This window comes from [Actinomadura] parvosata subsp. kistnae (genome assembly GCF_900323885.1).
GTDB lineage: Bacteria > Actinomycetota > Actinomycetes > Streptosporangiales > Streptosporangiaceae > Nonomuraea > Nonomuraea composti.
This window is the reverse complement of sequence record NZ_OOHJ01000022.1, coordinates 857,858-882,625: the sequence shown is the minus strand read 5'-3', so window position 1 is coordinate 882,625 and position 24,768 is coordinate 857,858. Positions and strand designations below refer to the sequence as shown.

23 protein-coding genes are annotated in these 24,768 nt (G+C 72.0%); 11 read left to right on the top strand and 12 right to left on the bottom strand.

The genetic code is table 11. The features are described 5' to 3' along the window. Positions 1–6: 6 nt before the first annotated feature. Positions 7–780 carry an alpha/beta hydrolase family protein gene (locus KIS93_RS46745; protein WP_230465469.1) on the bottom strand — a complete coding sequence of 258 codons (774 nt, stop codon included), beginning with the start codon at positions 778–780 and terminating at the stop codon, positions 7–9. Between the two features lie 68 nt (positions 781–848). Here KIS93_RS46745 and KIS93_RS46740 point away from each other — a divergent pair, with 68 nt between their 5' ends. Next, the gene (locus KIS93_RS46740) at positions 849–1,442 is read left to right on the top strand and encodes a TetR/AcrR family transcriptional regulator (RefSeq protein WP_080041739.1); all 594 of its coding nucleotides are present in this window, start codon (positions 849–851) and stop codon (positions 1,440–1,442) included. Between the two features lie 338 nt (positions 1,443–1,780). Then, a complete protein-coding gene (locus KIS93_RS46735; protein WP_080041738.1) occupies positions 1,781–2,482 on the top strand; it encodes a hemerythrin domain-containing protein in 702 nt (233 codons plus the stop codon). Here the strand turns inward: KIS93_RS46735 and KIS93_RS46730 are convergent. The 3 genes from KIS93_RS46730 to KIS93_RS46720 are packed head-to-tail and all read right to left on the bottom strand — an operon-like array spanning position 2,449 to position 7,270. Beyond that, positions 2,449–4,908, bottom strand: a complete 2,460-nt coding sequence (locus tag KIS93_RS46730) for an ATP-binding protein (protein WP_186404830.1) — start codon at positions 4,906–4,908, stop codon at positions 2,449–2,451. The genes KIS93_RS46735 and KIS93_RS46730 overlap by 34 nt on opposite strands. Beyond that, positions 4,827–5,966: an AfsR/SARP family transcriptional regulator gene (locus tag KIS93_RS46725; RefSeq protein WP_186404829.1), complete on the bottom strand. Its 1,140-nt coding sequence runs from the start codon at positions 5,964–5,966 to the stop codon at positions 4,827–4,829. The genes KIS93_RS46730 and KIS93_RS46725 overlap by 82 nt, the downstream gene beginning before the upstream one ends. Positions 5,967–6,022: 56 nt before the next feature. Further along, a complete protein-coding gene (locus KIS93_RS46720) occupies positions 6,023–7,270 on the bottom strand; it encodes a Gfo/Idh/MocA family protein (RefSeq protein ID WP_080041736.1) in 1,248 nt (415 codons plus the stop codon). A gap of 73 nt (positions 7,271–7,343) precedes the next feature. Here KIS93_RS46720 and KIS93_RS46715 point away from each other — a divergent pair, with 73 nt between their 5' ends. The 4 genes from KIS93_RS46715 to KIS93_RS46700 all read left to right on the top strand — a co-directional run bounded on the left by KIS93_RS46715 (position 7,344) and on the right by KIS93_RS46700 (position 11,522). Next, the gene (locus KIS93_RS46715; protein WP_080041735.1) at positions 7,344–8,462 is read left to right on the top strand and encodes an ROK family transcriptional regulator; all 1,119 of its coding nucleotides are present in this window, start codon (positions 7,344–7,346) and stop codon (positions 8,460–8,462) included. Positions 8,463–8,543: 81 nt separating this feature from the next. After that, the gene (locus KIS93_RS46710; protein WP_080041734.1) at positions 8,544–9,797 is read left to right on the top strand and encodes an ABC transporter substrate-binding protein; all 1,254 of its coding nucleotides are present in this window, start codon (positions 8,544–8,546) and stop codon (positions 9,795–9,797) included. Further along, positions 9,794–10,714: a carbohydrate ABC transporter permease gene (locus KIS93_RS46705; RefSeq protein WP_155128328.1), complete on the top strand. Its 921-nt coding sequence runs from the start codon at positions 9,794–9,796 to the stop codon at positions 10,712–10,714. The genes KIS93_RS46710 and KIS93_RS46705 overlap by 4 nt, the downstream gene beginning before the upstream one ends. After that, entirely contained in the window at positions 10,707–11,522 is an 816-nt protein-coding gene (locus KIS93_RS46700; RefSeq protein ID WP_080041733.1) for a carbohydrate ABC transporter permease, read from the top strand. Before KIS93_RS46705 ends, KIS93_RS46700 begins: the two co-directional genes overlap by 8 nt. A 65-nt stretch (positions 11,523–11,587) precedes the next feature. On the opposite strand, the gene KIS93_RS46695 is transcribed toward KIS93_RS46700, so the two are convergent. The 6 genes from KIS93_RS46695 to KIS93_RS46670 form a co-directional block, all read right to left on the bottom strand. After that, positions 11,588–12,919, bottom strand: coding sequence for a glycoside hydrolase family 30 protein (locus KIS93_RS46695; protein WP_080041732.1), 1,332 nt, complete (start codon positions 12,917–12,919; stop codon positions 11,588–11,590). A 124-nt stretch (positions 12,920–13,043) separates the two neighbouring features. After that, positions 13,044–13,631, bottom strand: a complete 588-nt coding sequence (locus tag KIS93_RS46690) for an SRPBCC family protein (RefSeq protein WP_155128326.1) — start codon at positions 13,629–13,631, stop codon at positions 13,044–13,046. 122 nt (positions 13,632–13,753) lie between these two features. Next, positions 13,754–14,425, bottom strand: a complete 672-nt coding sequence (locus KIS93_RS46685; protein ID WP_155128324.1) for a hypothetical protein — start codon at positions 14,423–14,425, stop codon at positions 13,754–13,756. A 192-nt stretch (positions 14,426–14,617) separates the two neighbouring features. Next, positions 14,618–15,529, bottom strand: coding sequence for a thermonuclease family protein (locus KIS93_RS46680; RefSeq protein WP_186404828.1), 912 nt, complete (start codon positions 15,527–15,529; stop codon positions 14,618–14,620). Positions 15,530–15,629: 100 nt separating this feature from the next. Beyond that, complete coding sequence (locus KIS93_RS46675; RefSeq protein WP_080041729.1) at positions 15,630–16,178, bottom strand: GPP34 family phosphoprotein; 549 nt, start codon at positions 16,176–16,178, stop codon at positions 15,630–15,632. Then, on the bottom strand, positions 16,178–17,581 hold the full coding sequence (locus tag KIS93_RS46670; protein WP_186404827.1) for an APC family permease: 1,404 nt from the start codon (positions 17,579–17,581) through the stop codon (positions 16,178–16,180). Before KIS93_RS46670 ends, KIS93_RS46675 begins: the two co-directional genes overlap by 1 nt. Positions 17,582–17,697: 116 nt before the next feature. Between KIS93_RS46670 and KIS93_RS46665 the strand changes: the two genes are divergently transcribed. Then, on the top strand, positions 17,698–18,345 hold the full coding sequence (locus tag KIS93_RS46665; protein ID WP_186404826.1) for a GOLPH3/VPS74 family protein: 648 nt from the start codon (positions 17,698–17,700) through the stop codon (positions 18,343–18,345). 8 nt (positions 18,346–18,353) lie between these two features. Here the strand turns inward: KIS93_RS46665 and KIS93_RS46660 are convergent, their stop codons facing one another. After that, positions 18,354–19,070 carry a TetR/AcrR family transcriptional regulator gene (locus KIS93_RS46660; protein WP_080041726.1) on the bottom strand — a complete coding sequence of 239 codons (717 nt, stop codon included), beginning with the start codon at positions 19,068–19,070 and terminating at the stop codon, positions 18,354–18,356. A gap of 67 nt (positions 19,071–19,137) precedes the next feature. Next, positions 19,138–20,535, bottom strand: coding sequence for a multicopper oxidase family protein (locus KIS93_RS46655; RefSeq protein WP_230465468.1), 1,398 nt, complete (start codon positions 20,533–20,535; stop codon positions 19,138–19,140). A 252-nt stretch (positions 20,536–20,787) separates the two neighbouring features. Here KIS93_RS46655 and KIS93_RS46650 point away from each other — a divergent pair, with 252 nt between their 5' ends. The 4 genes from KIS93_RS46650 to KIS93_RS46635 are packed head-to-tail and all read left to right on the top strand — an operon-like array spanning position 20,788 to position 24,758. Next, positions 20,788–21,789 carry a LacI family DNA-binding transcriptional regulator gene (locus KIS93_RS46650; protein WP_080041724.1) on the top strand — a complete coding sequence of 334 codons (1,002 nt, stop codon included), beginning with the start codon at positions 20,788–20,790 and terminating at the stop codon, positions 21,787–21,789. 16 nt (positions 21,790–21,805) lie between these two features. Further along, positions 21,806–23,071 (top strand): sugar ABC transporter substrate-binding protein, encoded by a 1,266-nt coding sequence (locus tag KIS93_RS46645; protein WP_080041723.1) that lies wholly within the window; start codon positions 21,806–21,808, stop codon positions 23,069–23,071. Then, on the top strand, positions 23,068–23,952 hold the full coding sequence (locus KIS93_RS46640) for a carbohydrate ABC transporter permease (protein ID WP_080041722.1): 885 nt from the start codon (positions 23,068–23,070) through the stop codon (positions 23,950–23,952). Before KIS93_RS46645 ends, KIS93_RS46640 begins: the two co-directional genes overlap by 4 nt. Next, the gene (locus KIS93_RS46635; RefSeq protein WP_080041721.1) at positions 23,952–24,758 is read left to right on the top strand and encodes a carbohydrate ABC transporter permease; all 807 of its coding nucleotides are present in this window, start codon (positions 23,952–23,954) and stop codon (positions 24,756–24,758) included. Before KIS93_RS46640 ends, KIS93_RS46635 begins: the two co-directional genes overlap by 1 nt. Positions 24,759–24,768 lie beyond the last annotated feature (10 nt).

Genomic DNA, 24,768 nt, shown 5'->3' with positions numbered 1-24,768 from the left:
GCTCCGTCACAGGTGGCCGTCGAGGAAGCCGCGCACCGTCTCGATGAGCCGCTGCCGGTGATCGGACAGGGCGTGGTCGGTGGCCCACTCGTGATGGTCGAGCAACGCTCCTGAGTACGCCGTCACCAGCGGCCGGTGGTGCACGGCCGCCGGTGTCACGGCGTCCTCCGACGTTCCGATCAGCAGGACCGGCCGGCCCGCCAGCCGTGGCGCCAGGCCTGCCAGGCGCCACGCCTCGCCCGCCCGCTCCATCTCCGCCACCAGCGCCTCGCCGCTGGTGCCGCGCAGGGGCAGCAGTTCGCCGTCCCAGTCCTCGACGTAGGCGGCGCGGGTCCGCGCGTCGAGGGAGGCGGCCACCGTACCGAAGTCGAAGGCCGACACCGACACGACGGCGGGGATGGACGGGTCGGCGGCGGCGGTCATCAGCGCGGCGAACCCGCCCGCGCTGTGCCCGAACAGCGCCAGCCGGCCCGGATCGAGCCGGTAGCGGGCCGCGAACGGCTCGGCGCGCACCGCGCGGGCCACGGTGGCGGCGTCCTCCAGGACGTTCGCCCAGGACCAGGTGCCCTCCATGCCCCAGGAGCCGCGGTAGTGGAAGGCCACGGCGGCGTAACCGGCCGAGCGCAGCGCCTGCGCCAGGTCCAGGCTGCGCTCGTTGCCGGGGAAGCCCTGCAGGAGCAGCACGACGGGATGCGGGCCCGGGCCGGCCGGCAGGTGCAGCAGCCCCGCGAGGGTCACGCCGCCGCTCTCGAACGTCACGGCGGGGGTAGCGGCTCGCACGATGTTCCTCCTCAGATCGAACCGATCGGTACGATAGCAGGGATCGAACCGATGAGTACCATCTAGGGGTGCCTGTACCGAAGGGAAGCACCCTCGACCCCGACCGCACCCGGGCCGCGATCATCGACACGGCCATGCCGATCCTGTACGAGCGCGGGCTCGACGGGGTGGGCGTGGCCGAGCTGTGCACCGCCGTCGGCGTCTCCAAGGAAACGCTCTACCGGCACTTCGGCTCCAAGGAGGGGCTCATCGAAGCGGTGCTCGAAGCCCGCAGCGAACGGGTGACCCGGTGGCTGCGCGAGGCCGTCGAAGCGGCCGGCGACGACCCGGCCGACCAGCTCGCCGCCGTCTTCGACGCCCTGTCAGGATGGCACGCCGAGCCCGGCTTCCGCGGCTGCGCCCTCCTCAACGCCGGCGCCCAGCACCACGGCGGGCCCGAGCTCGACGTGGCCGGCCGCCACCTCGAACGGCGCCTCGCCCTCCTCACCTCCATCGCCGATCGCGCGGGCGTGCCCGATCCCGGCGCGCTGGCCCGGCAGTGGCTCGTCCTGGTGACCGGCTGCACCGTCGTGGCGGACCAGCACCCGGGCACACCGTACGCGGCCCGGCTGGCCCGCGACGCCGCCCTCACCCTCCTCACCACCGCCCGCCCGACCCCGTAACGTGCTGCGCCCGGTGGTCGCGTGTGTGCGGTGCCCGGTGTACGGGGTGACGGGCCAGGTGATGGGCCGCTCGTCCCGCGTGAGCGAGGTGTAGGCGCAGACCACGGCACTGCGGAACGTCGCCGCCGTGGGAAGGAGAGGCGTCATGGCCGCCATGGTGACGGCGGCCCCCTGAGCCGTCCTTGAGGGTGGCCTCCGGCTCTTGAGGTGTCCTTGAGGGTGGTCTCCAGGAGGGGCGGCGGGTTCTTGAGGCGTTCTTGAAGACGATCTTCCAGGATCGGTCAAGGGCGGGCGGCCACGATGACGTGACCCGACCAACGAGGACAAGGAGTCACCCCATGTGGACCGCCGCACACCCGGACGTGCCGCAGCTCATGCTGCCGGGCCAGGCCGCCGCCGCACCCGGGCCGCTCGACATGAGCAACATGTACCTGGCGCACTACGGCTTCCGCCGCGACCTCGGCCACCTGCTCACCACGACCGCCCGCGTCCCGCTCGGCGAGCGCCGCCGCATCGCCGCCCTGCGTGAGCACCACGCCTGGGTGCTGTACGTCCTGCACCACCACCACACCGCCGAGGACGAGACGATCTGGCCCAGGCTGCGGGAGCGGGCGCCGGGGTCGGCCGGCACGATCGACGCCCTGGAGGCGGAGCACGAGGCCTGCGACCGCTGGATCCGCGAGAGCACGGACGCGTTCGCGGCGTTCGACGCGCACCCGTCCGAGCAGGGCCGCGAGCGGCTGGTCACCGCCCTGCGCGCGCTGGCCGACACCCTCGGCGCGCATCTCGCGCACGAGGAGACCGAGGGCATCCCGCTGATGATGGCCCACATCACGCCGCATGAGGACGCGGAGATGCACAAGGCGCTGATGAAGCAGTACGGGCTGCGCAACCTCGTCCGGCTCGTCGGGTGGATCACCAGTGAGCTGCCGGCCGCGGCCGAGGCTCACGTGCGCGGCAACGCGCCGGCGCCGATGCTGCTGCTGCACACCCTGACGGAGGGCCGCTACCGCAGGCGGATGGCCGCGCTGTGGGGCTGAACGAGCTCGCGTTCCACGGCCTCGGCGTGCCGGGCGTGCCGCCGCGCCGCCTCGGTGTCGCCCAGGGCCTCGGCGAGTTGCGCCAGCGACCGGCTGACCGGCCACATCAGCATGCTCAGCCCGGACATGCCCATCCGGCCGGCGTACGGGGACGCCTCCTCGTACAGGTCGGCGCAGGCCCGCCGGTCGCCCAGCACCGCCCACACCTCGCAGCGGACGACCAGCCAGAACAGGTAGACGAACGTCCGAGGGATCGGGGACTGCCGCTCCCACGGCCCGAGCACCCGCCGCGCCTCCTCCAGCCGGCCCATGACGACCAGGTAGTGGGCGTACGCGTCGAGGTTGAACCGGTCGAGCAGCTCGTGCGAGACGTCCTGCGGGGGCCGCGCCGCCCCGGCGGTCCCCTGGCGCAGCCGCATGAGCGCGACCTGGTACTCGGCGCCGGCCGTGGTCGACTCGACGCCCCACATGGAGGTGGCACGCTGCTCGGCGGCGGTGGCCGCGAGCAGCGACTCGGCCGCCTCCAGATCGCCCTGATGGATGACGACGCCGAGCCGCAGCCAGCCCAGGATGATGCGCAGGTACGGCATGTGCGTCCGGCCGACCAGCCGCTCCGCCTCGGCCAGCACGTCGAGGGCCTCCCGGACCCGGCACAGCTCCAGCAGCGTGCCGCCCTGGCAGACGAGCCCGATCGTGCGCAGCTCGTCGTCGCCGGCCTCCAGCCCCGTACGGGCCATCTCCTCGCCCGCCTCCAGCCGGTGGTGCACCGATTCGGGGTCGAGCAGCGCGTAGAAGCGGGCGAACAGCACCCGGCCGAGCAGCGTGGCGTCGTTCTCCTGGCGGGCCAGCCGCGCCGCCTCGGCGCTCCACCGCTCCCGCTGCGCCGGCTCCCGTCCCGGCTCGTAGTACGTCTGGAGCGCCAGGCAGGCCAGCACCCGCGCGCGGGCCGCGCGCTCCAGCGTGTCGTCGGCGGCCAGCTCCAGCAGGTCGGCCGTCAGCTCGGCGTCGTAGTGGCCGTAGACCTTCCAGGGCTGCAGGATCCGGCCGCCGTAGCCGGTCGCGGCCTCGATCCAGCGCCGCCGGTCGCCGGCCTGCTTGGCCAGGCGGCGGACCCGCGCCAGCTCGGCCTCCTGCCCCGCCGAGTCGCCCGCCCCGAACCTGGCCTCCGCCAGCGCGAGCAGCAGGTCCATCCGCTCGCCCGGGCTCGACGCCGGGTCGTCGCCGGCCACCCGCACGGCGCGTTCGAGCAGCTCGACGGCGGCGTCGTACGCGCGGAGGAGGCTGGCCTCGCCGGCCGCCCGCCACGCCGCCCGCCAGGCCCGCGCGACGTGGCCGGCCGGGATCGCCCCGAACCAGTGGTGCGCGGCGGCGGCCAGCCGGCCGGCGGGGGAGCCGTCGGCGCGTGACTCGATCGCGGCGGCCACGGCGGCGTGCAGCCGGGCGCGCCGCAGCACCGGCACCACCTCGGTCAGCGCCTCCTGCACCAGCGCGTGCACGAACAGGAACCGCCCGGGCCGCCCTTCCGCGACCAGGCCGGCGGCCATGGCGGGCTCCAGCCGGTCCAGTGCCGCGTCCAGGCTCAGCCCGGCGGCCTCGGCCACGATCGCGACGTCGAACTCCCGCCCGGCCACCGCCGCCACCCGCAGCAGCTCGCCGGACGGCTCCGGCAGCCGGCCCACCCGGCCGAGCACGACATCCCGCACGCCCAGCGGCAACGCCGCGCCGCCGCGCGGGCCGGCGTCCATGAAGCGCAGCAGCTCCGTGACGAAGAACGGGTTGCCGTTCGTCCGGTCGCGCAGTGCCCGCACGTCGGTGCCCGCCGGGGCAAGCTCGGCCAGGTCGGACGCCGACAGGCCGGACAGGGGCAGCCGCACGGCCTGGCGGCGCGACAACGCCTCGAACGCCTCGGCCAGCGTGCCCTCCGGCGGCGGGAGGTCGCGGGCCGTGCCCACCACGACCAGCCCGCCCTCCCGGACGTTCTCGGCCAGGTAGCCGAGCAGCCGCAACGAGGACCGGTCCGCCCAGTGCAGGTCGTCGAGGATCACCAGCAGCGGCTCCCGCCCGGCGGTCAGGGCCCGCGCCGCCGCCTCGTACGTGCGGAAGCGGGCACCTTCGGGGTCGTTCTCCGTGGCGGAGCCGACGCCCGGCAGGTTCGCGCGCACGTCGGCGGGCAGCGGCGGCAGCGCGTCGGCCAGCCGTTCCAGCACCATCGCCCACGGCCAGAACGCCGGCGCGCCCTCCGTCGCCGCGCACCGCCCCACCGCGACCGTGAAGCCTCTGGCCAGGGCCAGGCCCGCCAGCTCGTCGGCCAGCCGGGTCTTGCCGATGCCCGGCTCCCCGGTGATCAGCGCGAACCCCGGCCGCCCGGCCGCGGCCGCTTCGAGCAGCCCGTCCAGCGCGGCCAGCTCCTCCCGCCGCCCCGCCATCCCCCGCTCGCCCGCCCCATCCGCTGCGAGCGGCCGGCGAGGCCGCATGGGGGACTGGCCAGGCGGCACCGGATCCTGCCCAAGCGGCACGTGAGACTGGCCGAGCGGCACCGGAGCGTGCCCAGCAGGCGCCGGAGACTGCCCGAGGGGTGCCGGGGACCGGTCGGCCGGCGGCACCGGGGACTGCCCGAGCGGTGCCGGGGACCGGTCGGCCGGCGGCGCGGGGGACTGGCCGAGCGGCGACGGGGACCGGTCGGCCGGCGGCGCGGGGACTGGCCGAGCGGCGACGGGGGCGGGTCGGGCAGCAGTGCGGGGGACTGGCCCAGAATGTCGCGTTCCAGCGCGCGCAGTTCCTCGCCCGGATCCACACCCAGCTCCTCGGCCAGGATCCGGCGCGCGGTGCGCAGCGCCTCCAGCGCCTCGCCCTGCCGCCCGCTCCGGTAGAGCGCCAGCGCGCGCAGCGCCCACAGGCGCTCGCGCAGCGGGTGCTCGTGCGTCAGCGCCTCCAGCTCGCCCAGCGCCTCGGCGTGGCGGTGCTGCCGGATGACCGCGCTCACGCGCAGCTCGCGGGCCCGTTCCCTGGCCTCGGTGAGTCGCGCCCTGACGGCGGCCACGTACGCCTGGTCGTCCAGGTCCTGGTACGGCTCGCCGCGCCACAGCGCCAGCGCCTCGCCCGCGAGCCGTTCGACCTCGGCGGGCTCGGAGGCGTGCTCGGCCTGCCCGGCCAGCCGCAGGAAGCGGGCCGCGTCCACCTGCTCCTGGTCGATCGCCAGCGTGTAGCCGACCGGCCCGAACGTGAGCAGCCGGCTGCGCGCCCCGGCCGGGCGTCCGGGTTCGAGCAGGCGGCGCAGGTGGGACACGTACGAGTGCAAGGAGGCCTGGGCCTCGGCCGGCGGTTCGTCGCCCCACAGCCGGTCGATCAGCACGGCCGGTGCCACCGGCCGGCCCTCGGCCAGCACCAGCGCGCTCACCAGCGTCCGCAGCTTCAGCGAGCCGATCCCGCGCGGCCGGCCGTCACCGCCGGCGATCTCCAGCGGGCCGAGTACCCGGATGTCCACAGCGCTACCACTTCCACGAAGTCGCCTGATCCTACGGCAACGCCGGGTCGTGGGGTCTAGAGGGTGACGACGGAGGCGGTGTGGCGGGCGCGTTCGGCGGCCCAGACGACGCGGTGCGTCATCAGGCTTTCGGTCGCGGACGAGCGCAGCAGCGACGCGTCCCCCGTGGCGACGGCGGCGAGGAAGGCGTCGGTGAGCCCTTCGTCGCCGCCCCCGTGCCCGTCCGCCGCCGAGGGCCCCGTGAGGTCCTGGGTGTGGAGGGTCTCCTCGGTGCCGGTGCGGAAGTCGACGACGCGCAGGCTGAGCCCGTCGCCGTCGATGTGGCCGTGGGTGCCGAACAGGCGGGTGCGGCGGTGCTCCAGCGGGGTGAACGCGCTCATGGTGAACGAGCAGGTGGCCCCGTCGTCGAACTCCATCACGACTTCCTGGTGGTCGACGACGTCGTTGTCGCAGGCGTACACGCACCGCCCGTAGGGGCCGGTGCGCAGCGCCTCCAGCACCGCCTCCTCCGTGCGGCCGGGCGTGACCGCCGACAGGGGCCAGAACTCGCTGTCGGGGTCGCCGAGGCAGCCGAGGTAGAGGCGGGGCGCCGAGTACGGGCAGGTGGGTTCGAGTGGGCAGTCGAGGCAGCGGTCGGCGGCTTCGGCGGGGCGTTCCGAGGCGCGGAAGTGGGACAGCGAGCCGAACGACGAGACCCGCACGGGCGGCCGGCCGAACAGGTGGACGAGCCAGTCGATGTCGTGGCACGCCTTGGCGAGCAGCATGGGGGCGGAGGTGTCCTGGCGGCGCCAGTGCCCGCGCACGAAGGAGTGCGCCTGGTGCCACCAGCCCACCGATTCGAGGTGCTGGACGCTGACGAGCCGCCCGATCCGCCCGGAGTCCAGCAGTTCCTTCACGACCCGCGTGTAGGGCGTGTACCGCAGCACGTGGCAGACGGCGAGCATGATGCCGTTGCGCTGGGCGGCGTCGGCGATCATGACGGATTCCTCCTCGTCCGTCGCCATCGGCTTCTCCAGGAGAATGTGGTAACCGAGGTCCGCCAGCGTCACCGCGGGGTCGGTGTGCAGCCGGTCGTGGGTGGCGATGACGGCGGCGGCCGCGAGCCGCCCGGCGGCGGCGAGCGCCTTCCAGTCGTCGTACGCCCGCTCGGGCCGGATCCCGAACTCGGCCGCGAACGCCGCCCGCCGCCCTGGGTCGGGTTCGGCCACCGCCACCACCCGGCCCGCGCCGGTGGCGTGGGCGCGGCGCGCGTACGTCAGCCCTCGCAGGCCCCCGCCGACGACGGCTAGAGTCACCTCAGTCATGGAACCTTCCCCGAAGAAATATCATGGAGACCATCATTATTCGGGCTGAGAAAGCGGACAGCAAGGGGGGCCGATGGCCGCGGAGATGAGCGGCGGTGACCTGTCGCGGCTCCGGCAGCTCAACGCGCTGGCCGTGATCAGGGTGCTGAAGGGCCAGCCGTCGCTCACGCTCACGGAGGTCGCCAAGCGCACGGGCCTGTCGCGCGCCTCGACCGAGGACGTGGTGCGCGAGCTGCTGCGGAAGGGCTGGGTGGCGGAGGCGGGCGCCACGGCGGGCGGGGTGGGCCGCCCGGCCAGGCGCTACCGGTTCAGGGCCGACGCGGGCCGGGTGCTCGGCGTCGACATCGGCGGGCACAAGATCCGCGCGGTGGTCGCCGACCTCGACGGGAACGTGCAGCACACCGCCCGCGTGCCGGTCACCCCCGAGATGGGCCGGCTCGAACGCCTGGAGGCGGTGGACCGGGCGGTCGAGGAGGCGCTGGAGGGCGCCGGGCTGGCGGGCGCGGACGTGTGGGCGTCCGGGGTCGGCACGACGGGGCTGGTCGACGGCGGCGGCAAGGTGATGCTGTCGGAGGCGCTGCCCGAGTGGACGGGCGTGGACCTGGCCGCGCACGTACGCCGCCTCGCCCCGGCCCCCGTGCTGGTCGAGAACGACAGCAAGCTCGCCGCCCTGGCCGAGTGCTGGCGCGGCGTGGCCCGGTACGCCAAGGACATGGTGTTCCTGCTGGCCGGCCTGCGTACCGGGGCGGGCCTGGTCATCGACGGCAAGCTGCACCGGGGCTTCGGCAACGCCTCGGGCGAGATCGGCGCGCTGCCCGTGCTCGGCTGGATCCGCGCCCAGGAGCACCTGGGTGGGGAGGCGGGGGACGTCTTCGCCGCCGCGCGGGAGGGCGACAAGGCGGCGCTGGCGGCGGTGCGCAAGTACGTGAAGGACCTCGCGCTGGGCGCGTCCGCGCTGGTCCTGACGCTGGACCCGCAGATGGTCGTGGTCGGCGGCGGCTTCTCGCGCTCGGCCGACGTGCTCATCGAGCCGCTCAAGCGGGAGCTGGACCGCTGGTGCATCCGCACGCCGGAGGTGCGCATGTCGGCGCTCGGCGACGAGGCCGTGGTGCTGGGCGCCGTGCGCCTGGCGCTCGACGACGTCGAGGACCGTCTCCTGGATGGGCGGACCCCTCTTGTGAGCCGCCCGTGAGGGTTCTGTAACACGGCCACTCTTGCCAACAATTTTCCTGGACTCCATCATTACTCCCACGTTCTAGGAGAGGACCGGGAGATGTGGAAGTCGGCACGGAGCGGTGCGGCCCTCCTCTGCGCGGCACTGCTCGCCTCCGCCTGCGGCGGCGGTGAGCAGGCCGGCACGGACACGCAGCCCGAGGAGAGGGTGAAGCTGTCCTACGGCGTCTGGGACGCCACCCAGCAGGCGGTCATGCAGGAGCTGGCCGCGGAGTTCACCAAGACCTACCCGAGCATCACCGTGGACGTCCAGCTCACCCCGTGGGTCGACTACTGGACGAAGATGAAGGCCGCGGTCAGCGGCGGCGCGGCGCCCGACGTCTTCTGGATGAACGGCCCCAACTTCCAGCTCTACGCCTCCAACGGCGTGATCAGGCCGATCGAGGAGCAGGTCGACACCTCGGTCTACCCCAAGCCGCTGGTGGACCTCTACACCTACGAGGGCAAGCTGTACGGCCTGCCGAAGGACATGGACACGGTCGGCGTCTGGTACAACAAGACGCTCTTCGACGCCGCGAAGGTGAAGTATCCGGCCGACGACTGGACCTGGGCCGACTTCAAGGAGGCCGCCGCCAGGCTCACCGACGCGAAGAAGGGCGTGTACGCCGTCGGCGCCCAGCTCACGAGCTTCCAGGAGTACCAGTACAACACGATCTACCAGGCCGGCGGCTACGTGATCTCCCCCGACGGCAAGCAGTCCGGCTACGCCGACCCGAAGACGATCGCCGGCCTGAAGTTCTGGACCGACCTCATCGCCGCCAAGCAGTCGCCCGACCTCAAGACCATGACCGACACCACCCCGCTGCAGCTCTTCGAGGCCGGCAAGCTGGCGATGTACTGGGGCGGCTCCTGGAACGTGGCCGAGTTCGGCAAGAACGACTACACCAAGGACAAGGTGGACGTCGCCCCGCTGCCGAAGGGCGAGAAGCAGGCCACGATCATCCACGGCGTCGCCAACGTCGTGTCGGCCAAGACCGAGCACCCGGCGCAGGCGTGGGCATTCGTCAAGTTCCTCGGCTCCAAGAAGGCCGCCGAGATTCTGGGCAAGAAGGGCCCGATCCCGGCGTACAACGGCACCCAGCAGGACTGGGTGAAGGCCCACCCGGAGTGGAAGCTGCAGACGTTCCTCGACTCGGTCGCGTACGCGGTGCCGTACCCGGTCTCCAAGAACACCGCCGCCTGGCAGGAGGCCGAGCTCACGCACCTCACCAAGGCGTGGACGGGCGAGGTGCCGGTCGAGAAGGCGGCGGCCGACCTCGCGGCGGCGATGAACGACCTGCTGGCCAAGGAATGACCGGAAGAAAACACGCGGCGAGCCGCAAGCCGTGGACCGAGGCCCTGTGGGGGTACGCGTTCATCGCCCCCACGGGGCTCGGCCTGGCGATCTTCTACCTGTGGCCCGTCCTGCAGACCGCCTACTTCTCCTTCACCGAGTGGGGCGCGTTCGGCGGCCACACCTGGACGGGTTTGGAGAACTACGCCCGCCTGTTCGGCGATCCCGAGGTGGGCCGGGCGGTGCTCAACACGCTCACCTACACCGTGCTGGGCCTGCTCGGGATCCCGATCGCGATCGTGTTCGCCGCGCTGCTCAACCGGCCGGGCCTCGGCGGCGTGACCCTGTACCGCACCGCGTTCTTCCTGCCGGTGGTGACCATGCCGGTCGCGGTCGCGATGTTGTGGCGCTGGCTCTACAACGGCGACTACGGCCTGATCAACCAGGTGCTCGCGCTGGCCGGCATCGACGGCCCCAACTGGATCGCCGACCCGGCCACCGCCCTGTACGCGCTGATCGTCGTGGGTGTCTGGAGCAGCGTCGGCTACAACCTGATCATCTTCCTGGCCGGCATGCAGGCCATCCCGAAGGAGCTGTACGAGGCCGCGTCCATGGACGGCGCCGGCCGCGTCCGCCAGTTCTTCAGGATCACGCTGCCGATGTTGTCGCCGACCGCGTTCTTCATCTCGATCGTCTCCGTGATCGGCTCGCTGCAGCTGTTCGACCTGGTCTTCGTGATGACCGGGTCGGGGCAGGCGGCGCGGGCGAACCCGGCGTACTCGCGGCTGCAGACCGTCGTGCAGCTCTTCTACGAGCGGGCCTTCGTCACCAACGACCGGGGTTACGCCGCCGCCATCGTGATGGCGCTGCTCGTGCTCATCGCGGTGCTGACGATCCTGCAGTTCCGGCTCCAGCGCAGGTGGGTGCACTATGTCTGAGCGTCGCCCGCTGGGCCTGCACGCGGTGCTGATCATCTCGTCGCTGCTGATGGTGGCGCCGTTCGCCTGGCAGATCATCACCTCGCTCAAGACGCTGAGCAGCGCCACCGCCGTGCCGCCGACGTTCCTGCCCGAGGGCCGCTGGGACAACTACGCGAAGGTCTTCGACCTGCTGCCATTCGGCGAGCAGTTCCTCAACACCGTCGTCATGGCCGCGGGGCGGGTGGCCGGGCAGGTGCTGTTCTGCTCGATGGCCGCCTACGCCTTCGCCCGGCTGCGCTTCCCCGGCAGGAACCTGCTGTTCGGGCTGTTCCTGTCGGTGCTCATGGTGCCGCCGCAGCTCTTCGTGATCCCGCAGTACCAGATCATGTCCGCGCTCGGCTGGCTCAACAGCCTCCAGGCGATCATCGTGCCGGGGCTGTTCAGCGCGTTCGGGGTGTTCCTGCTGCGGCAGTTCTTCCTGGGGTTGCCGCGCGAGATCGAGGAGGCCGCCCGGCTCGACGGCGCGGGGCCGTGGCGGATCTACTGGTCGATCATGCTGCCGCTGGCCCGGCCCGGCCTGGTCGCGCTGGCCGTGCTCACGCTGCTGTGGGCGTGGAACGACCTGTTCTGGCCGCTGGTGGTCAACACCGACCCGGAGAAGATGACGCTGTCGGCGGGCCTGGCCGCGCTCCAGGGGCAGTACCAGACCGACTACCCCGTGCTGATGGCCGGGTCGCTGATCGCCTCGCTACCGGTGATCGCCGTGTTCGTCTTCCTGCAGCGGCAGTTCATCCAGGGCATCGCCCACACCGGGACGAAGGGCTGAGCCCGCGCCGGTGTGGGGGTCGGGCCCGCGGCGGGAGCTGCGCCTCCCGCCGCGGGCCCGAGATCTCACCTGATCACGACGGTCGTGAGCGCGCGCGGCTGGAGCGTCACCGTGCGGCCCGTCACGGCGGACGGGGTCAGGTTGTTGGCGTTGTCCGTCACGTACGCGGTCGCCCGCCCGTGGACGCCCTGCCACGTGACGGGCGTGGTGCCCGTGTTGAGCGCCACGATCACGCGCGAGCCGTCCGCGTTGCGGAACGCTGAAACTTTCACCGCCGGATCGGCCGCGCTCGCCTCCACCCGCACCGCGCCCGGCCGGATGAACCGGCTGTACGCGGCCAGCGCCCACAGCCGCTTCGACACGTGGTACTCCTTGTTCACGTCGTCGAGCTGCAGCAGCGCCCTGGTCGTGCCGCGCGAGCCGCCCAGCCAGTAGACGTAGGCGCTGACGTCGCCCAGCGTGAGCGCGTCGTGCACGGCCTGCGCGATCGCGAAGCCGTCGTAGCCGCTGCCGTCGTCCCACGCCTCGTTCCACGTGCTGCCGTTGGGGTTCCACTCCGACATCCAGCTCTTCCTGGCCGTCGGCAGCGGGGCGTCGACGGGGCTGGCGTAGGTGTGGCCGGTGTGCGTCTTCACCCAGCGGCGGGCCTCGGGGTCGGCCTCGATCGCCGCCGTGTACGCCTTGGCCTCGTTCCAGCCGAACGAGTCGCAGCAGACCAGCTTCGTGTTCCTGGCGATCGGCCCCAGCACCTTGACGAACTGGGCGGCCTGCTCCGGGGTGAAGCGCATGGAGGCGTAGGAGGCCGTCCAGTCGGGCTCGTTGGTGAACCCGAGGTCGGTGATCCTGATGCCTTCCTTCGCGTAGAACTTCGTGTAGGCGACCAGGTAGTTCGCGTACGCGCGCTGCCACTCGGGCAGCAGCGTGCCGCCGTTCTTGTCGTCGCCGTTGTCCTTCATGTAGCCGGGGGCGCTCCAGGCGTCGGCGAAGAAACGCTTGACGCCGTACCGCTGGGCCTCCTTGGCCACCCACACCTGGCTGTTGTCGTCGCCGTCCCACACGTACTTGGGCGGGGCGTCGGGGCCGCCGGGGTTGTCGGGCTGGATGGAGACCATGTGGTCGTACGGGCTGCCGGTGGGGGAGGAGCCGATGCCGAGCCGCAGGATGCTCAGCCCGGCCCCCTTGTTCCGGTCGAACCACAGGTCGAGGACCTCGCGCTGCTTGTCGGCCGGCAGGGCCTTGAGCAGCTCGTTGCGCCGGAACGCCTGGGAGATGCCGAAGCCGTCGATCTCCTGGTGGCGGACGCGCTCGTTCACCGTGATGGCCGGAGGGCCGACGGGCTGGGCCGGGTGCGGCGCGGGTAAGCCGAGCAGGCTGATGGCGACGAGTCCTCGCAACATGGCGCGCCTCCGAAAGTTTCGGATATGTGACGATATATATCGCCGAACGCCGGAACCGTAAGCGCGCGGAGGCCGTCACGTCAACCACGACCGCCCGGTGAAGGCGGTCGTGGCCGGCGGGCCGTCAGCGGGAGGACTCGGCGCGCTCCTTGATCGTCAGCAGCTGCCGCCGCACCGTGAGGAAGTCGCCGATGTCCATCGTGGCGAGGTACGTGGTGCCGCGCACGCCCGGCTCCGCCCGGATGCGCACCCGGAAGATCAGCCGGGTCCTGGCGTCCTCCAGGTCGCGCAGCGCGACCGAGCACGTGGTGGTCGCGTCGGCGCCCCGCATGATCAGCACCAGCGTGTGCGGCGGGTCGATCTGCTCCACCACGAACCCGGAGCCGCCGGACCCGCTCGCCAGCACGTCGCCGACCTTGAGGTCCTGCTGCTCCCGCCCTGGCGGCTCCTCGTGCCCGCTCGTCGCGGGGCGGGGCGCGGCGTCGGGCTGGTAGCCGCCGAGCCGCACCAGCCAGGCCCAGACGGTGGCCGCGGGCGCCTCGACCGTGATCGCCCTGGTGGCCTGGTACTGCGGCTGCCTGACGAGGTCGTCGCCCGGCATCTCCGCGTGCACCTCGCGGTCGTCGGCACCCCAGCGCAGGTGCCACGGGCGGACGGCGAGCAGGTACCCCGCCGCCGCGCCGGCCGCCAGCCTGAACAGAGAGCGCGGCATGAACATGCGTGCCTCCTTCGTGTCGCCGGTGGGACGCTCGTCTGCGACCCGTGACGGATCAAGCGGCATTCCGCTATTTCGCGACTCAACCACAAATTGCGGGGCGGCGAAATGGCGGGAGATCAGATCTGCCCGGGCTTCCACGCGGTCAGCCCGTACGTTTGCGCGATCGGCCGCCACGCCGCCGCGAAACGCGTTTTCGCCTTCTGCGCCGCCTCCGACCGCTCCAGTCCCCGCCGGTAGTCGCGGTCGCTCCCGACCGGCCCCGCGCAGTTCTCCTCCGCGTGCCGCCCCGCCCAGGCCAGGAACGCGATGTCGGCGTCGTGGGAGAGGTTCAGCGCGTCGACCAGGGCGTCCTTGATCCGGCTGCCGCCCTTCAGCGCGCTCACGTCGAGCGCCTTGGCCAGGGCGAGCTGGTCGCGGCGGCTGACCGTGATGTCGCGGACGGCCTCCAGCCCCTTCGGGTCGCACCGGCCGGCCGCGGCGAGCGCGTCGGAGAGGCCGGCACGGGCGGACCTGCTGTTCGACAGCAGTTCCTCGATCGCCTCGGCCTGGCGCCGGGCCGAGGCCGCCGTCTTGGGAGTGCGCTCCGTGCGGGTCTTCGGGCTGGTGGGCGCCACGCCCTGGCCGGCGCCGGCGTGCTGGATCGGCCGCGACGGGTTCGCGGTCACGATCCACCAGGTCACGGCGAAGGCGAGCAGGGCCACGGCGAGGCTGATCAGCACCGGGGCGCGCCGCCGCGCGGGAGAGGCGGCCGGTCGGTCCTGGGGGCTCGGACCCGGTTCGTTTCCCAAGGCGCCCTCCCGGAATATCCCAAGAAAAGAGGGCAAAATGCCGTTTGCCCGACTTGTGGATTGTGCCGCGCTTTCCCGGTCAGGACGAGAATAGGGGAAACGGCGTGCGGCCGAACCGATCGCTGCTCAAATGCTCTCACTCCACCCGAAAAACGACGGGCCGCCCTGCCCGGGCGGCCCGTCAGGGGTTCCTCACCGGACGGCGGGCGGCGCCGGGTCCGGGCTGATGATGAAGTCCTCCGGCCACATCGTGAGCTGGATCCGGTGCCCCGTCCCCTTGATCACGTCGTGCAGGTTGCCGTGCTCGAGCTTGGGGATCAGGAAGAGCGGGTCGTCCCGGTTGACCGGGTCCGCCCGCAGCCAGGCGTCGAAGCCGCCGAAGTCGGGGAACCCCGCCGCCAGGTACGGCACGACGCGCCGGAACAGCTTCGGCCACATGACCAGCCGCTCCAGCCCGTCCAGGCTCTCCACCTCCGCCGCGCCGTTGGGGTCGGCGGTCGAGCGCGGCCAGATGCCGATCGCCTTGCGCCGGGCCGCCTGTGACACCTCCGCCAGGTGCGTGCGCAGGTCGGCGGGCAGCGTGGCGTAGAAGGCGGGGTAGACGTGACCGGCCGCCAGCAGGTGCGCGTTGGCGGAGCGGTCGGTCAGCGGCCCGTCCAGGAACACGCGCGTTCCGTCGGCCCCCTGGTGGTCCCCGGCGTAGACGAACGCGATCAGCCGGCCGTTGCCGTCGATGCCGTTGGAGAGCACGTGGCCGCGGATGGAGTCCTGGTCGGCGGAGCGCACCTTGTTCGGCAGGTCCTCGAAGAAGCGCACGTTCGTGAAGCCGAGCAGGCGCAGCAGCTCGTCGCGGGCCGCGTTCGCCCCTTCGAGCTCCTGGTGGGTCTCCGCGAAGTGCGTCTCCAGCGCGTCGATGGCCTCCAGGCGTACGGAGATGCCGCGGCGGTTGATGTTCGGCGGCCGGCCGGAGCGCCGCGGCAGGCCCTCGACCAGAGCGGGAGTGTCGGGCAGGAACTTGACGGTGTCGCCGTCGGGCTCCGGCCCCTGGCGGGGCAGGTCCGGGTAGCGGATCACGAAGCTGCCGCGTAACAGTGTGTAGCTCATGGAGTCCCCCCATGCGAGCCGTTCCGGGTCCCCCGACTGTTGGTCAGCGGAGCGTAACTCGCACAAGGGGCAGCGTCCATGAATCGCCCATAAACCGCGCCTACCGGTACACGGCGACCGCCGCCTCCGCGACCAGCGTGTCCACGATCTCCACCAGCGTGGTCACCGGCGGGCCCGCCGCCGCCGCGATCTCGCGCAGCCGGGCGACCAGCCGGCTCGCCGGCTGGTCCAGGTAGAGCTCCGCCTCCAGCCGCAGCACCGCGACCAGCCCGCACAGCCCCGCGCAGCGCGCGTCCGGCGGTTTCCAGCCCTCCACCGCCGAGCGCACCCCCGAGGAGGCCCGCACGACGGAGGCGATGTCGGCGAGCTGGTAGCGGGTGTACGGGAGCACGCCCATGCGCCGCCCGCTCACCCGGACGAGCACCCCCGAGGCGAGCAGCTCCTCCCGGGTACGGTCGTAGACGGCGTCCGCCACCGCCCGCTTGAGCTCCGCCCTCGGGTCGGCCGGCGCGGGCCGGCCGGCCAGCAGCAGGTCGAGCAGCGCGGCGCCGGCCAGCCCGAACGCCAGCGACGACGCGTGGATGAGCGGCCGGCCGGCCTGGTCGTGGCCGATCAGGTACAGGTCGTGGTGCAGCGGCAGGCGGTCCATCAGTCGGGGACGCTCCGCTTCAGTCGATCCGGCCCGGCCGGCATGCCCTGCAGCGCCGGGGGGCGGCCGAGCACGTACAAGGTGGCCAGCACCAGGAGGCCGAGGACGAGCCAGACCAGGCCGAGCACCTGCGCGAGCACGTTCGCGTTGATCACCACGAACACCAGGATCCCGGCGCCGATCAGCGGCGCGAGCAGGTGCGGCCACCATCGGCCCGAGCCGTGGCGCAGCGAGTAGTGCACGATCACCGACACGTGCAGGACGATGAACGCGACCATGGCGCCGATGTTGATCAGGCTGGAGAGCAGGGCGACACCGTCACTGCGGGTGGACATCCAGACGCCGACGCCCACCGACAGCAGGCAGACGAGCAGGATGGCGTTGGCCGGCACCGAGTGCCTGACCGACACCTTGGCCAGGAACGACGGGAGCTGCCGGTCGCGGGCCATCGCGTACAGCAGCCGCGAGACCGCCACCTGGGCGACCATCGTGTTGGCCAGCCCCCACGACAGCGCGGTGGCCAGCGAGGTCACGTGCCTGAGCCACTCGCCGCCCGCCACGGCCGCCGCGTCGTAGAAGGCGGTGTCGCTGGGGTGGGCCAGCAGCCCGCCCGGGTCGGGCACGAGCAGGGCGGCCACCCACACCTGCACGATGAACAGCACGCCGGCCAGCACGAGCGCCAGCCGCATCGCCCGGCCCACCTGCTCCGAGCCGCCGGTGGACTCCTCCACCAGCATGCTGATCCCGTCGAAGCCGAGGAAGGACAGGACGGCCACCGACACCGCCGCGAACACCACCGGCCACGAGAAGTGGTCCGCGTCGAACAGCGGGGAGAGGCTGAAGCCGCTGCCCTTGCCCTGGAGCAGCGCCCAGAGGCCGACGAGGAGGAACAGCGCCAGCACCACCAGCTCGAACACGATCATGATGCGGGTGAGCTTGACCGTCATCTTGATGCCGCGCAGGTTGATCACCGTGTTGACGGCCACGAACACGACCAGCCAGGCCCAGACGGGCACGTCCGGCACGCTGGCGTTCATGGCGACGGCCGCCACGAGATAGAGCAGGCAGGGGACGAGGATGTAGTCCAGCAGGATCATCCACCCGGTCATGAACCCGACCGGCGGGGCGATGCCGCGCCCGGCGTAGTTGTAGACCGAGCCCGACAGCGGGAACGCCTTCACCATCTGCGCGTACGACGCGGCGGTGAACAGCAGCGCGACCATCCCGACGAGGTACGCCAGGGCCGGCATGCCGCCGGACTGCGCATAGACCGTGCCGAAGATCGCGAAGGGGGCGATCGGCACCATGAACGCCAGGCCGTAGAACACGAGGTCGGTCAGCCCGACCCCGCGACGTAACTCCTGCCGGTAACCGAACTGCTCAATGTTCTGTTGTGTGCGCACGACAGGCCTCTCCAGTCGTCATGCAAGGGGCGGGGGGTTCGATCCGAGATCCTTTCGCAGGCCGGGGCCGCCTCGCAAGAGCGCCGCGGGCGGCTCGATGCGCCAGTCTGGAAGGCATGGACCTGCTGATCGCCGAAGAACTGCTCCTGCTCGCCCACACGCCCAAGGGCAAGCCGCTGGTCAACTTGGAGCTGCTTGACTGGACACTCAGCGCGGGCGTGCTCGCCGACCTCATGCTGCGCGGCCGGATCCAATTACGCGACGGGCGGATCGACGTCACCGCCCCCGCCCCCGCCCCCACCGGCGACGCCGAGCTCGACCCGACGCTCGACCGGCTCTCCATGCGCGAGCAGGCGCCACTGTTCGAGGACTGGTGGCCCGCCATGTACACGCCCGAGCGGCGGGCCCGGCTGCTGGCGCGGCTCGCGGAGCGCGGGGCGATCACCCGCGAGACGCGGACGTACCTGAAGCTGTTCAAGGAGGAGGTCTACCCGGAGGTGGACCCGGCGCCGCGCGCGGCGCTGCACCGGCGGGTGCTCGCCGCGCTGGAGGCCGGCGGCGAGCCGGATCCGCGCACGCTGGCGCTCGTCTCGCTGGCGCACGCCGCCGGGCTCATCGCCAAGGCGCTGCCCAGGGCCGACCGGCGGCGGGCCGCCGAGGTGGCCGGCCGCGACCGGCTCGGCGGCCTGGTCGCGGCGGCGTTCAAGCAGGCCGCCGGCGAGAGCGTGGGCCGCATGGTCGCCAAGGGCGGCCTGGCCGACTGAGAGGGGGATCAGGCGAGGCGGGCCTGCAAGCCGTCGAGGACGCGCTGGAGCCCGTACTCGAAGGTGTCCTGGTTGACGCCCGAGGTGTCGCCGTCGCGCTGCTGGGCGTAGCGGGCGCGCAGGCGCGGGTAGTCCTGCACCGCCTGCTCGGCGGCCGGCCACAGCTTCTCGGTCAGCTCCTGCTCGCTCAGCCCGCTGCGCGCCACCGTGGACAGCCACGCGGCCTCGCCGGTCGAGATGCCCACCACGTACGCCATGACCGTGGTCACCGCCTGGTCGGCCTCCGCCAGCGGGAACCCGGCGTCCTCCATGACGCCGAGCACGAACTCGCTCTGCCGCAGCATGTTCGGCCCCAGGTAGGCCAGCCCCGCGTCGCCGAGCTTGGCCGCCAGCCACGGGTGGCGCAGGATCGTGGCGCGCATGGCGCGGGCCACCTCGGTCACGGTGGTGCGCCAGTCGCCCGTGTCGGGCAGGGGCAGCTCCTCGTAGACGGCGTCGAGCGCCAGCTCCAGCAGCTCGTCCTTGCTGGCCACGTGGCGGTAGAGCGAGGTGGCGCCGGCGCCGAGCCGGCTGCCGAGGCGGCGCATGCTGAGGTTGTCGAGGCCTTCCTCGTCGAGCAGGCGCACCGCTTCGGCCACGATGCTCTCGCGGGTGAGCAGCGGCTGCCGCCGGTCGGGGCGCGGCCGGGCCCACACCGAGGGGATCTGCTTGTCGTCTGCCGGCATGAGGGGCTCCTTTCCGCCCCTCATCCTAGCGTACGGCGTGCGCGTCCTGCGTACACCGGACGCAGGCTCAGTGCTTCATCGCCCGCTTCGCGGGGCCGTACCCGAGCGTGCCCATCATGCCCTGCTCCTGGTGGTACAGGTTGTGGCAGTGGAACATCCACTCGCCCGGGTTGTCGGCGTGCACGTCGATGTTCAGGCGCTCGCGCGGCAGCACGTTCACCGTGTCCTTGCGCGGCCCCTGCGGCCCCGACGACGTCCGCACCTGGAAGGTGTGGCCGTGCAGGTGCATCGGGTGCCACATGGGCGACTGGTTGTCGAGCACGATCCTGATCGTCTCGCCCCGCTCCACGCGCAGCCGCATCGGGTCGGCGGCCAGGCGGTCGTTCATCGTCCACTCGTTGCCCGACGGGCGCATGCCGAGCGTCACGGTGACGCTCCTCGACGGGCGCGGCAGCCGGTCGGCCCGCCGGGCGTTCAGGTCGGCGTACGTCAGCCGGCGCCCCGACAACTCGCTCAGCCGCACGCCGCTGCGGGGCGCGCCGGCCTTCCTGGACGTGCGCACGATCGCGAACGCCCGCGCGCCCTTCCCCTCCGCCTCCGCCACCAGCGGGAACGCCCCGTCACCGAGCCGGACGAGCACGTCGTAGCGCTCGCCCATGCCGATGAGGATCGTGTCCACGGTGAGCGGCGCGCACGGGAACCCGTCGGTGTGCGTCACCCCCAGGCGGTGCCCGCCCAGCGCCACCCGGAACGCGGTGTCGGCCGCCGCGTTGATGATCCGGAGCCGGACGAGCCGCCCCGGCTTGCTCTCGAACACCTCGGGCGCCTCCGCCGCCCGGCCGTTGACCAGGTAGTACGGGTGGCGCAGCTCCGCCGTGACCCCGCCGAGCAGGTCGCTGCGCAGCGTGTCGTCGTGCGCGGTGCTGGCGTTCAGCCGCCGCAGCGCGTCGTCGGGCGTGCCGATCATGCCGTCCAGCCAGTCGTCCAGCACGACCGTGAACTCCTGGTCGTAGCCGAGCGGCTCGTGCGGGTCGGTCACGATCAGCGTTCCGTACAGGCCGCGGTCGTTCTGCATGCCGACGTGCGAGTGGTAGAAGTACGTGCCGGGGTCGGGGGTGGTGAACGCGTAGTCGAACGTGCCGCCCGGCGGGACCGGTTTCTGCGTGTAGCCGGGGGCGCCGTCCATGCGGGCGTCGAGCCTGATGCCGTGCCAGTGCACGGTGGTCGCCGCGGGCAGGTCGTTGACCAGCCGGGCGCGTACGACGCCGCCGGCCGTGGCCTCGATGCGCGGGCCGGGGAGCCGGCCGTCGTAGGTCCAGGTGGAGACGGTGCGCGCGCCGATCGAGACCTTCGCGGGCTTGGCCCGCAGCACCTGCGTACGCGGGCGCGCGGCCCCTGTGCCCACCGGCAGTGCGGCGGTGGCCGCCGTGGCGAACAGGCCGGTGACGAACAACCTGCGAGACACCTGACCATACGAACCATTCATTGCGGATCCCCCCATCCCTCTCGCAAGGTAACCGAGAGTGATCAAGAATGCCGCCGCGCCACGCTGGCTCCACCCCTTGAACGGGCGACCAGCGCGAAATATGGTGTTAATCGTTTAACAGCAAGCGGAACCTCACTGGTGAAGACTTTCCCCATGCGTCCCCATCAGCCGAGATGTGACGCCCTCTATATCCCCATAACCCAGTAGGGAATGCTAGGTTATTCGACTAACATGAGACCAACAGCGCGACAAGTGGCCGAGCTGGCGGGCGTGTCCGTGGCGACCGTCTCCTACGTGCTCAGCGGCCGCGACCGACCGGTGGCCCCCGAGACCAGGCAGCGGGTGCTCGACGCCGCCAGGCAGCTCGGCTACACCCCCAATCAGGCCGCCAGAAGCCTGCGCAAACGCCGTACCCAGCGGGTCTGCCTGGTGCTGAGCACGGTCGGCGGCGTGCCGTCCGACGCCCGGCTGGCGATGGACCTGCACGAGATGGCCGACGCGCGCGGCTACTCGGTGGTCACGCTCTCCGTCGACTCCGCCGCCCGCGCCCAGGCGGCCGTCGAGGTGCTGCGCGGCGGCATCGCCGACGGCGCCCTCATCCGCGTCACCGGCGACCACCTTGAGCGCGACCTGCTCAGCGGGCTCGCCGCCACCGGGCTGCCCATGGTCGTGATGAGCAACGAGAGCGGGCTCGAAGGCTGCGACGTCGTCCGCACCCCCGAGGTGGAGGCGTGCGCCGAGGCCGTCGGGCACCTGCTCGACACCGGCCGGCGGCGCATCGCGTTCATGGGCCAGCGCTACGAGGTCTACCGCGAGCAGCCCGAAGGGCGGCTGCTCGGCTACCTCCAGGCCATGGACCGGCACGGCAGCGCCGAACGGATCATCACCGGCGGCGCCGACGACCGGGTGGCCGCGTACCAGACGGCGACCGAGCTGCTCGGCTCGCCCGACCGGCCCGACGCCATCTTCGCCGCCTCCGACCGGGCCGCCATCAGCGCCATCTGGGCCGCGCGAGACCTCGGGCTGAGCGTGCCCGGAGACGTCGCCGTCGTCGGCGTCGGCAACATCGACGAGGGTCTCATCAGCAACCCGCAGCTCAGCACCGTCGGCCCGCTGCGCCACGACTACACCGACGTCGTACGCCTGCTCTTCGACCGCCTCCAGGCCGAGGAGCCGCCACCCGCCCGCGAGATCGTCCGGTCGTGGACGTTCGTGCGGCGGGGCTCGTCCTAGAAAGGGGAACCCCCGCATGTCTTCCCACCCCTCACGCCGAGACCTGTTCCGCCTCGCCGGGGCCGCCGCCGCCGTCCCGATCCTGTCGTCGTGCGCGGGCGCGCCCGCCACCCAGGCCACCGCGCCCGGCACCTTCACCGTCTACTGGAACGCCGGGCACGACTACCAGGCGTACCGCACGGTCATCGCCGAGTTCGAGCAGGCCAACCGGGTCAAGGTCAACCTGCAGAAGTACCAGTGGCCCGACCTGCGGACCAGGCTGCTGGCCGACTTCGCCGCCGGCACCGTGCCCGACCTGGTCGAGGAGCCCGGCGGGTGGGTGCAGGAGTTCGCCGTCTCCGGCAACGCGCGCTCGCTGCAGGACTTCGTCGACCGCGACGGCCAGGCCATGGGCTTCCCCTCCGACTGGCAGCCGGTGACCGTCGAGCGCAACTCCTACCAGGGCAAGGTGTATGGCGTGCAGCTCCACCTGACCTGCAACACCCTGTTCTACAACAAGGGCATGCTGGCCGCGGCCGGCGTGGAGCCGCCCACGACGTGGGAGGAGTTCCTCGACGCGGCCAGGAAGCTGACCAAGGACGGCGTGTACGGCGTCGCGCTCAACCAGGACTTCACCTACATGTGGCCATGGCTCGTGCAGGCCGGCGTCACCCCCTACGACCTGCAGACCAAGGCCGTCATGGAGCCGCGCGCCGACGCCGTGGCCGCCCTGCAGTTCCAGGCCGACCTCGTCCACAAGCACAAGGTGGCGCCCGTGCCGACGGCCGGCACCGACTACTCGGGCCCGCAGAAGCTGTTCTCCGCCAAGCGCGCCGCGATGATCCTCACCGGCCCGTGGGACCTCGACCCGATCAGGAAGACCAGCCCCGACATCGAGCTCGGCGTCGCGCCGCCGCTGAAGAACAGGACCGCCGCCACGCAGGCGGCCGGCGTCAGCATGTTCGTCCCCGCCAAGGCCGCCAGGCCCGAGCTGTCGTGGGACTTCATCAAGCGCGTCACGACCCTCCAGGTCGAGCAGGCCGCCACCAAGGAGACCGGCATGCTCATGCCCCGCAAGTCGTGGGCCGAGCTGCCCGAGGTGCAGTCCGACCCGATCACCAAGGTCTTCGCCGACGCCCTGCCCACCGCTCAGGACTCCTCCCAGCAGGTGCGCCTGACCGGGCAGCTCGGCAAGTGGGAGGAGCAGCTCAAGGTCATGTACCAGCAGGTGCTCATCCAGAACCAGCCGGCCGCCGAGGCGATGGAGAGCTTCGTCAAGGCCGCGGAGGGCTTCCTCAAGTGAGGCGCCTGCTCCGGCCCGGCACGCTCCAGGGCCGCTACGCCAGGACCGCGTACCTGTTCCTGCTCCCCGCGATCCTGTTCTTCGCCGCCTTCTTCTACCTGCCGATCGGCAACGTCGTCGCCACCGGCTTCCGCACCGGCCCGATGGCCGACCAGTGGACGGGCCTCGGCAACTACACCCAGGCCCTGGCCGACCCCGCCGTGCGGCACTCGTTCCTGGTCACGGCGGGCTTCTCGGTGATCGTGGTGATCGGCTCGATCGTGCTCGGCCTGGCCCTGGCGCTGGCCATCGACCAGCCGCTCAAGGGCCGGGTCGTCTTCCGGGTGGTGCTGCTGGTGCCGTACCTGACCTCCGTCGCGATCGTCGGCCTGCTGTGGCGCAACATCCTCGACCCCGAGCTCGGCGTGCTCAACCGGGTGCTGCTCGCGCTCGGGCTGCCCGCCCAGCAGTGGCTCAACACCGCGCCGCTGCTCACCATCGCCGCCGTCACCCTCTGGCAGAGCGTCGGCTACACGATGGTGCTGTTCCTGGCCGGGCTCCAGGGCATCCCCGAGACCTACCACGAGGCCGCGAAGATCGACGGGGCCGACGCCTGGCGCCGCTTCTGGCGGATCACGCTGCCGCTGCTCGCCCCGACCACGCTGTTCGTGTCGGTGATGGCGGTCATCTCCGGGCTGCAGGCGTTCGGGCAGGCGTACATCATCACCGGCGGCGGCCCCGGCGACGCCACCGACCTGTCCGTCTTCCACATCTTCAACGTCGCCTTCCGCACCAGGGACTTCGGCTACTCCTCCGCCCAGTCGGTGCTGCTGCTGATCGTCATCGTCGCGTTCACGCTGGTCCAGCTCAGGGCGGGGCGGCGCTCGGAGGTGACGTACTGATGCGCAGAGGGCTGCTCTACGCCCTGCTCGGGCTGGCCTCGCTGATCACGGTCGTGCCGCTGCTCTACATGCTCTCGCTCTCCCTGCAGACCGAGGCGGAGACGCTGTCGGCCGACGCCGTGCTGGTGCCCGCATCGCCCCAATGGGGGAACTACGCCGAGCTGTTCCGGCGGGCGCCGTTCGGCGACTTCATCGTCAACAGCCTCGTCGTGGCCGGCGCGATCACGCTGGCGCACCTCGTGTTCGACCCGCTCGTCGGGTACGTCTTCGCCAAGTTCCGCTTCCCGCTGCGCAACACGCTGTTCGTGGCGCTGCTGGCCACGCTCATGGTGCCGTTCTTCGTGCGGATGATCCCGCTGTACGTGCTCATGGCCAACGTGGGGTGGCTGAACACGTATCAGGGGCTCATCACCCCGTTCCTCATGGACGCGTTCGGGATCTTCCTCATGCGGCAGTTCATCCAGCCCATCCCCGACGACCTGATCAGCGCCGCCCGCATCGACGGCGCCTCCGAGCTGCGCATCTACCGCAGCGTCATCCTGCCGCAGACCCGGCCGGCGCTCGCCGTGCTCGGCCTGTTCACGTTCGTCTTCCAGTGGAACGAGTTCCTCTGGCCGCTCGTCGCCACCTCCACGCCCGAGATGCGCACCATCCCCGTCGGGCTCACCCTGTTCAACCAGGAGTACTTCACGCTCTGGCACCTCACGGCCGCCGGCTCCGTGATCCTCTTCGTGCCCACCGCCGTCCTGTTCGTCCTCACCCAGCGATACTTCGTCCGGGGCATCGCCCTGACCGGTCTGAAATAAGGAGCCTTCC

Bases quoted from the DNA above. Each gene is read 5' to 3' on its own strand.
- KIS93_RS46690 (WP_155128326.1), bottom strand. From the start codon at position 13,631: ATGCCGCGCTCTCTGTTCAGGCTGGCGGCCGGCGCGGCGGCGGGGTAC.
- KIS93_RS46705 (WP_155128328.1), top strand. From the start codon at position 9,794: ATGACCGGAAGAAAACACGCGGCGAGCCGCAAGCCGTGGACCGAGGCC.
- KIS93_RS46680 (WP_186404828.1), bottom strand. From the start codon at position 15,529: ATGAGCTACACACTGTTACGCGGCAGCTTCGTGATCCGCTACCCGGAC.
- KIS93_RS46700 (WP_080041733.1), top strand. From the start codon at position 10,707: ATGTCTGAGCGTCGCCCGCTGGGCCTGCACGCGGTGCTGATCATCTCG.
- KIS93_RS46695 (WP_080041732.1), bottom strand. From the start codon at position 12,919: ATGTTGCGAGGACTCGTCGCCATCAGCCTGCTCGGCTTACCCGCGCCG.
- KIS93_RS46710 (WP_080041734.1), top strand. From the start codon at position 8,544: ATGTGGAAGTCGGCACGGAGCGGTGCGGCCCTCCTCTGCGCGGCACTG.
- KIS93_RS46635 (WP_080041721.1), top strand. From the start codon at position 23,952: ATGCGCAGAGGGCTGCTCTACGCCCTGCTCGGGCTGGCCTCGCTGATC.
- KIS93_RS46645 (WP_080041723.1), top strand. From the start codon at position 21,806: ATGTCTTCCCACCCCTCACGCCGAGACCTGTTCCGCCTCGCCGGGGCC.
- KIS93_RS46665 (WP_186404826.1), top strand. From the start codon at position 17,698: ATGGACCTGCTGATCGCCGAAGAACTGCTCCTGCTCGCCCACACGCCC.
- KIS93_RS46720 (WP_080041736.1), bottom strand. From the start codon at position 7,270: ATGACTGAGGTGACTCTAGCCGTCGTCGGCGGGGGCCTGCGAGGGCTG.
- KIS93_RS46675 (WP_080041729.1), bottom strand. From the start codon at position 16,178: ATGGACCGCCTGCCGCTGCACCACGACCTGTACCTGATCGGCCACGAC.
- KIS93_RS46650 (WP_080041724.1), top strand. From the start codon at position 20,788: ATGAGACCAACAGCGCGACAAGTGGCCGAGCTGGCGGGCGTGTCCGTG.
- KIS93_RS46735 (WP_080041738.1), top strand. From the start codon at position 1,781: ATGTGGACCGCCGCACACCCGGACGTGCCGCAGCTCATGCTGCCGGGC.
- KIS93_RS46660 (WP_080041726.1), bottom strand. From the start codon at position 19,070: ATGCCGGCAGACGACAAGCAGATCCCCTCGGTGTGGGCCCGGCCGCGC.
- KIS93_RS46715 (WP_080041735.1), top strand. From the start codon at position 7,344: ATGGCCGCGGAGATGAGCGGCGGTGACCTGTCGCGGCTCCGGCAGCTC.
- KIS93_RS46730 (WP_186404830.1), bottom strand. From the start codon at position 4,908: ATGGCGGGGCGGCGGGAGGAGCTGGCCGCGCTGGACGGGCTGCTCGAA.